This is a genomic window from Rhizorhapis sp. SPR117 (genome assembly GCF_021742065.1).
The window spans coordinates 1-5,307 of sequence record NZ_JAKKIE010000117.1 but is presented as its reverse complement, the minus strand read 5'-3'; the positions used below and the strand labels follow the sequence as shown (position 1 = coordinate 5,307).

The window sequence follows — 5,307 nt, the reverse complement described above, 5'->3', positions numbered from 1 at the left end:
CTCGACCGCCATACCCACAGCACAGGCTTCAGCCACAACCCATGAACCTACCGGCATCAGCCGGTCTGTCATTCAGTAAGGTAGAAACTAAATTCTTAACTCTTATCTTTTTTGGAGAGTGACATCCTATAAATATTATGTTTCTTCCATAAATTTGTTTAAGAGTTTTTATTTCCTCTACTCTCTTTATTTGTCTATAAATATAGGCCGTTCCATACGAAATTTCATCGGGGCGTTTAGGTTGTTTACGATATAACTGTGCTATAGCACTTAACACTAGTGCGTCACGTCGCTCTGCTTTTTTACAGAACTCGTTTCCAGCAGCGATATATTTTTCGTATCTTTCAAATTCTGTTTCGTATTTTAGGTCAAACCATTCATTATGATCTTTAATAAAATCAGTTAATTTTATTATCTCTGGAGTGTAAGCAATTTTCCGAAGAGCATGGGATAATTCCTTTTGCACGAGATCAAGGTTGATACCAATGGGAGCAATTAGAGCAAAAAAAATCTCTGGGCGCTTTTCTAATGTAGAAACCACCTGTCCCCCCTTTTTCCAATTTCATCGCAAAAGTGTGGACCTCAGCACATGAATTATGTCAAGAGGATAACGCTAGTCAAAAGGGAGGGACATATGGCTTCTGAACCAGTCAGAAATGCATGGTTAAATGAAGTTTTGGATCGCTCGCATCGGGCTGCTAGTTCATCACCAGCGCCGATGCAGAATGGTCATATGCGTCATATAAACTCGCGATCGACGGCAGAATCATCGACGGTAACTCATAGAGATTCCAATAAGAATCCATGACTAACAGCACAGTGCAATAATTTATTAGCGCGGCGATACGTCTCGCTCGTATATTTTGTGTGCTGTTTTAATTAGTGTTTATCGACAGCCATTCAGTTTACCTCATTCAGGTTATCTCTGTGGAACAACCGAACAAACCCCTGTCCTACACCTAACCAAATAGGTTATTATTTGCGCCATGAGTAACCATGGCGCACAGCTTCACTCCGCCAAAGCCTCTCCGGTCACGGTGGCCCTGCAACCTCTTGATGCTGGCCCTGTCGTCCCGCCGGACTTTGCCCCGGCGCAGCTTCGGCCGCGTCATGATGGCTGGACCGGGGCGCGGCAGCGGGCTTTTGTGGAGGCGTTGGCCGATACCGGCATTGTCGAACACGCGGCGCGGGCGGCGGGCATGTCGGTGCAATCGGCCTATGCGCTGCGCCGCCGGGGGGGGGGGGCGGGCCTTTTCCATCGCCTGGGACGCGGCGTTGCGCCTCGCGCGGCAACGGCTGGTCGACACCGCCTGGACCCGCGCGCTGGAGGGGCAGGAAGAAGACATCGTCTCCGGCGGGCAAGTGACCGGCACCCGCACCCGCATCGACAACCGCCTGCTCATCTTCCTCATCAACCGGGCCGACCGGGGATTTGGCACCGGCGGCGAGTTATTGGTCAACATCGCCAATGAATATGACAGCTTCCTCGATGCGATGGAACAGGACGCCGAAACCATCCCCGAACCCCTGCCCCCCGAAGAGGAAGAGGCGGAGGAATATGAAGATTATGAGGAGGAGGAGGAAGAGGACGAAACCGAATACAGCACCAGCGCCGCCGCCGATTTCCTGCGCGCCCGGCAGATCGCCCCTTACGAAATGCGCCTGCTCGACCGCCTCTATGAACATAAAACGCCGCCATCTGTTCTGGCACCTGATCCGGCACCCGATCCTGCGCCCCATCCCGCGCCAATCCCTCCCGGCGAAGGAACCGCGCCCGACATCGACATATCCGACCTCGACCCCGCCGACATGCACCACTGGACCCTCGACCAATGGGAACGCGCTTATCATTCCGGCCTGACGGAAAAACTGCTGGCCGAATGGGAAGTAAAGGAAGACGAAACATGCCCGCCACAGCCCTAAACTTCCTAAACTTCCACACCGCAACCTCCCTCTCTCCTTCAGGGGAGAGGGCCGGGGAGAGGGGAATGAGGGGGACGGAGTGGTTTTGCGACGTCTCCCAAAAACACTCCCGTCATCCCAGCGAAGGCTGGGATCCATCTCTTTATCCACAAGCGGTGGTTATGAAAGGATAGAGACATGGATCCCAGCCTTCGCTGGGATAACGGACATAAGTTCCTCCTCCCACCTCCGAATCACCCCAACGCAAAACGGCCCGCCGCCGATGAAGGCGCGGGCCGCTATGAAAGCGCCTGTGCGACCGGAAACCCGGTCTGCGGGCTTACTTGATCTTGGCTTCCTTGAACTCGACATGCTTGCGCACGACGGGGTCATATTTGCGGAACGTCATCTTTTCCGTGATATTCCGGGGGTTTTTCTTGGTCACATAGAAAAAGCCGGTATCGGCGCTGCTGACGAGGCGGATCTTGACGGTGGCTGGCTTGGCCATGGCCCATTCCCTTTAAAAACTGGCGGTCAAATGACGCGAAAAAATAAAAGCGGCTGCGCAGCCGCCCGGATCAGGCTGGGCCAATGAGCGAATCCGGCTTCATTGTCAAGGTCGCAACGGGCGCCGCGACGGATTTATTGGCCCCTGTCCGTCCCGCTTTACGCCTCATTAACCACTCGGGGCGCATGTTTTGCGCGGGGACTTTTGAAATGGGGGGGCATGGCCATGAAAAGCGATGCGATGATGCTGGTACGTTCCGACCTTATCAACCGCATAGACGCCATTGCGGCGCAAGGCGGTCATCTGCAACTCGCCAGCCTGTGCGAACAGGTCGACATGATCCGCCACATCGCCCGCGTCTATAACCTTGGCCCGGTGGAACAGATGGCGAGCACGCTCGAATCCGCGTTGGCGCTGGACGGCCATGGCGCGATGATCCTTTCCTATCTCGACCTGATGCGCGATGCGGTGGGGTGTGAAGCGGTCGGCCCGCATGTCACCACGGCCTATCTGGCGGCGATGTCGCTGCGCATGGGTGCCTGATGCGGCGACATTAGCATATGGATGCATTGCTCATTGCTCTGCTGGCCAGCGGCTTTGCCGAAATAGGCGACAAGACGCAGCTTCTGGCGCTGGCGCTGGCGGTGCGGTTTCGCAATGACGGTGTCGTGCTGGGCGGTATTGCGCTGGCGACCATCCTCAACTGCGCCCTGTCCGCCACCGCCGGCTGGCTGATCGCGGACATGATCGGTGCGGATGCGCGCACCTTGTTCTTCGCGCTGCCGTTCCTGTTTGCCGGGGTTGGCATGTGGCTCCCCGTACAGCGGCCCGACACGGTTGCGGGGTGGAAGATCGGGGCGTTCCTCACAACCTTTCTCGCCATGTTTATTCTGGAATTCGGGGACAAGTCGCAATTCATCGTCGCGGGGGTCGCCGTCCGCACCGCCGATCCGGTGATGAGCGCCATCGGCGCGTCGATCGGCATCACCGCTGCCATCGCGCCCGCCGTGCTGCTGCGCCAGCAATTATTCATGCGCTTCCCCCTCGCCATGGTCCGCAAGGGGGCAGGGGCGGTCTTCCTGCTGATCGGTGCGCTGGTGGGGCTGGGCGCGCTTGGCCTGATGTAATAATCGCTTCACCCGATCACTCTGCTTAAAGTAATCGGTTTCTCAAATGTCTCGTTCCGTGGCACTTTTCCTCATCCAGGCCGTTAAGAACATAGACCGCTCCCGACCCGACAGGAGGAACCATGTCCATTTCCGAACTCAAGACCCCAACCGATCTTCGCAGCAACGCCACCAAGTCGGTGGCGCAGGCGCTGAACGGTATATTGGCCGACAGCTATACGCTCTATCTGAAAACCAAGAATTTCCACTGGCACGTTTCCGGCCCGCATTTCAGGGATTATCACCTGATGCTGGATGAACAGGCGACGGAAATTCTGGGCACCACCGACCTGATCGCGGAACGGGTGCGCAAGACGGGCAACACCACCTTGCGCTCCATCGGCGACATCGCCCGCCACCAGACGATCAAGGATAATGACGCCGAATTCGTGTCGGCCGACGACATGCTCGCCGAACTGCGCGAGGATAATCTGAAGCTGGTCGAAACCCTGCGCGCGGCCAAGGAAACAGCGGGCGAGGCAAAGGATAATGCGACCGACAGCCTCATCGACGATTGGACCGATCAGGCGGAAAAACGCGCATGGTTCCTGTTCGAGGCCAGTCGCAAGGATTGAGTAGCGTCAGCGCGCAGCGTAATAGTCGCGATACCAGTCGGCAAAACGCTGCAACCCTTCCTCCAGCATCACGCGCGGCCGGTATCCGGTCAGCGCGTGAAGCTTTGACACATCGGCGTAGGTGGCGGTGACATCGCCCGGCTGCATGGGCCGCATGATCTTTTCCGCCTGCTTGCCCAGCGCCTTTTCCAGGGTGGAGATCATCTCCATCAGGCCGACCGGATGGCTGTCGCCAATGTTGAGGATACGGTTTTCGCGCGCAGGCGGCGGGTTATCCAGCGCGCCGATGATCCCATCGACAATGTCGTCGATATAGGTGAAGTCGCGGGCCATTTTCCCCTCGCCATAGACCTCGATCGGTTCACCCGCCATGATCTTTTGGGTGAAACTGAAATAGGCCATGTCGGGTCGCCCCCACGGACCATAAACGGTGAAAAAACGCAGGCCCGTCTGCGGAAAACCGTAAAGATTGGCGTAGGCCGCGCTCATCAGCTCGCACGCCCGCTTGGTCGCGGCATAAAGCGAGACGGGGCTGGCGGCAGGCTCATCCTCGGTAAAGCCTTCGCCGCCAAGCGGCTTGTCGCCATAGACGGAGCTGGACGATGCATAAACCAGATGGGCGAAGCCCTCCGCATGGCGACACGCCTCCAGCACAGACAGGTGCCCGGCCAGATTGGACTTTTCATAGGCAAAGGGGTTTTCAAGGCTATACCGCACACCCGCCTGCGCGGCGAGGTGGACGATCCGTCTGATCCCGTTGTCACGCACCAGCGCGGCCATGCGCGGCGCGTCCGATATATCCATCCGCTCCATCCGGAAACCGGGCCGGGCGATCAGGGTGGCGGCGCGTGCATCCTTCAATGCGGGATCGTAATAAGAATTGAAGTTGTCGACACCGATCACGCTCTCGCCACGATCAAGCAATCTGTGTGCAACGCTATGTCCGACAAACCCGGCCGCACCGGTCACGATGATCGTCATGGATGAATTCCTCCGGTCATAAGTTCGCGCGACGCAGTCTGGACAATAGTGGTGTTACCCATACGGCGCAAAAAGCTTTCATTGGATTTTCAGGCCCGTCTATAAACGGCGGAGTAAAAATGTACCACTGACGGGTCTTTTGGGGTCCGTTCATTTCGGAGTAAAAGTGTACCGG

General features: G+C 56.8%; 7 protein-coding genes. 4 read left to right on the top strand and 3 right to left on the bottom strand.

What is annotated here, in order from left to right:
* Window positions 1-28: 28 nt before the first annotated feature.
* A complete protein-coding gene (locus L3X40_RS20835; protein WP_237367277.1) occupies window positions 29-541 on the bottom strand; it encodes a hypothetical protein in 513 nt (170 codons plus the stop codon).
* A gap of 677 nt (window positions 542-1,218) precedes the next feature.
* On the opposite strand from L3X40_RS20835, the gene L3X40_RS20830 reads away from it, so the two are divergent.
* A complete protein-coding gene (locus L3X40_RS20830) occupies window positions 1,219-1,923 on the top strand; it encodes a hypothetical protein (RefSeq protein ID WP_237367276.1) in 705 nt (234 codons plus the stop codon).
* A gap of 319 nt (window positions 1,924-2,242) precedes the next feature.
* Here L3X40_RS20830 and rpmG read toward each other — a convergent pair whose 3' ends face one another.
* On the bottom strand, window positions 2,243-2,410 hold the full coding sequence (gene rpmG / locus L3X40_RS20825) for a 50S ribosomal protein L33 (RefSeq protein ID WP_237367275.1): 168 nt from the start codon (window positions 2,408-2,410) through the stop codon (window positions 2,243-2,245).
* Window positions 2,411-2,629: 219 nt separating this feature from the next.
* Here rpmG and L3X40_RS20820 point away from each other — a divergent pair, with 219 nt between their 5' ends.
* The 3 genes from L3X40_RS20820 to L3X40_RS20810 all read left to right on the top strand — a co-directional run bounded on the left by L3X40_RS20820 (window position 2,630) and on the right by L3X40_RS20810 (window position 4,151).
* Window positions 2,630-2,953, top strand: a complete 324-nt coding sequence (locus L3X40_RS20820) for a hypothetical protein (RefSeq protein WP_237367274.1) — start codon at window positions 2,630-2,632, stop codon at window positions 2,951-2,953.
* A gap of 17 nt (window positions 2,954-2,970) precedes the next feature.
* On the top strand, window positions 2,971-3,537 hold the full coding sequence (locus L3X40_RS20815) for a TMEM165/GDT1 family protein (RefSeq protein ID WP_237367273.1): 567 nt from the start codon (window positions 2,971-2,973) through the stop codon (window positions 3,535-3,537).
* Between the two features lie 122 nt (window positions 3,538-3,659).
* Window positions 3,660-4,151, top strand: coding sequence for a Dps family protein (locus L3X40_RS20810; RefSeq protein ID WP_237367272.1), 492 nt, complete (start codon window positions 3,660-3,662; stop codon window positions 4,149-4,151).
* A gap of 6 nt (window positions 4,152-4,157) precedes the next feature.
* On the opposite strand, the gene L3X40_RS20805 is transcribed toward L3X40_RS20810, so the two are convergent.
* Window positions 4,158-5,132 carry an NAD-dependent epimerase/dehydratase family protein gene (locus L3X40_RS20805; RefSeq protein WP_237367271.1) on the bottom strand — a complete coding sequence of 325 codons (975 nt, stop codon included), beginning with the start codon at window positions 5,130-5,132 and terminating at the stop codon, window positions 4,158-4,160.
* Window positions 5,133-5,307 lie beyond the last annotated feature (175 nt).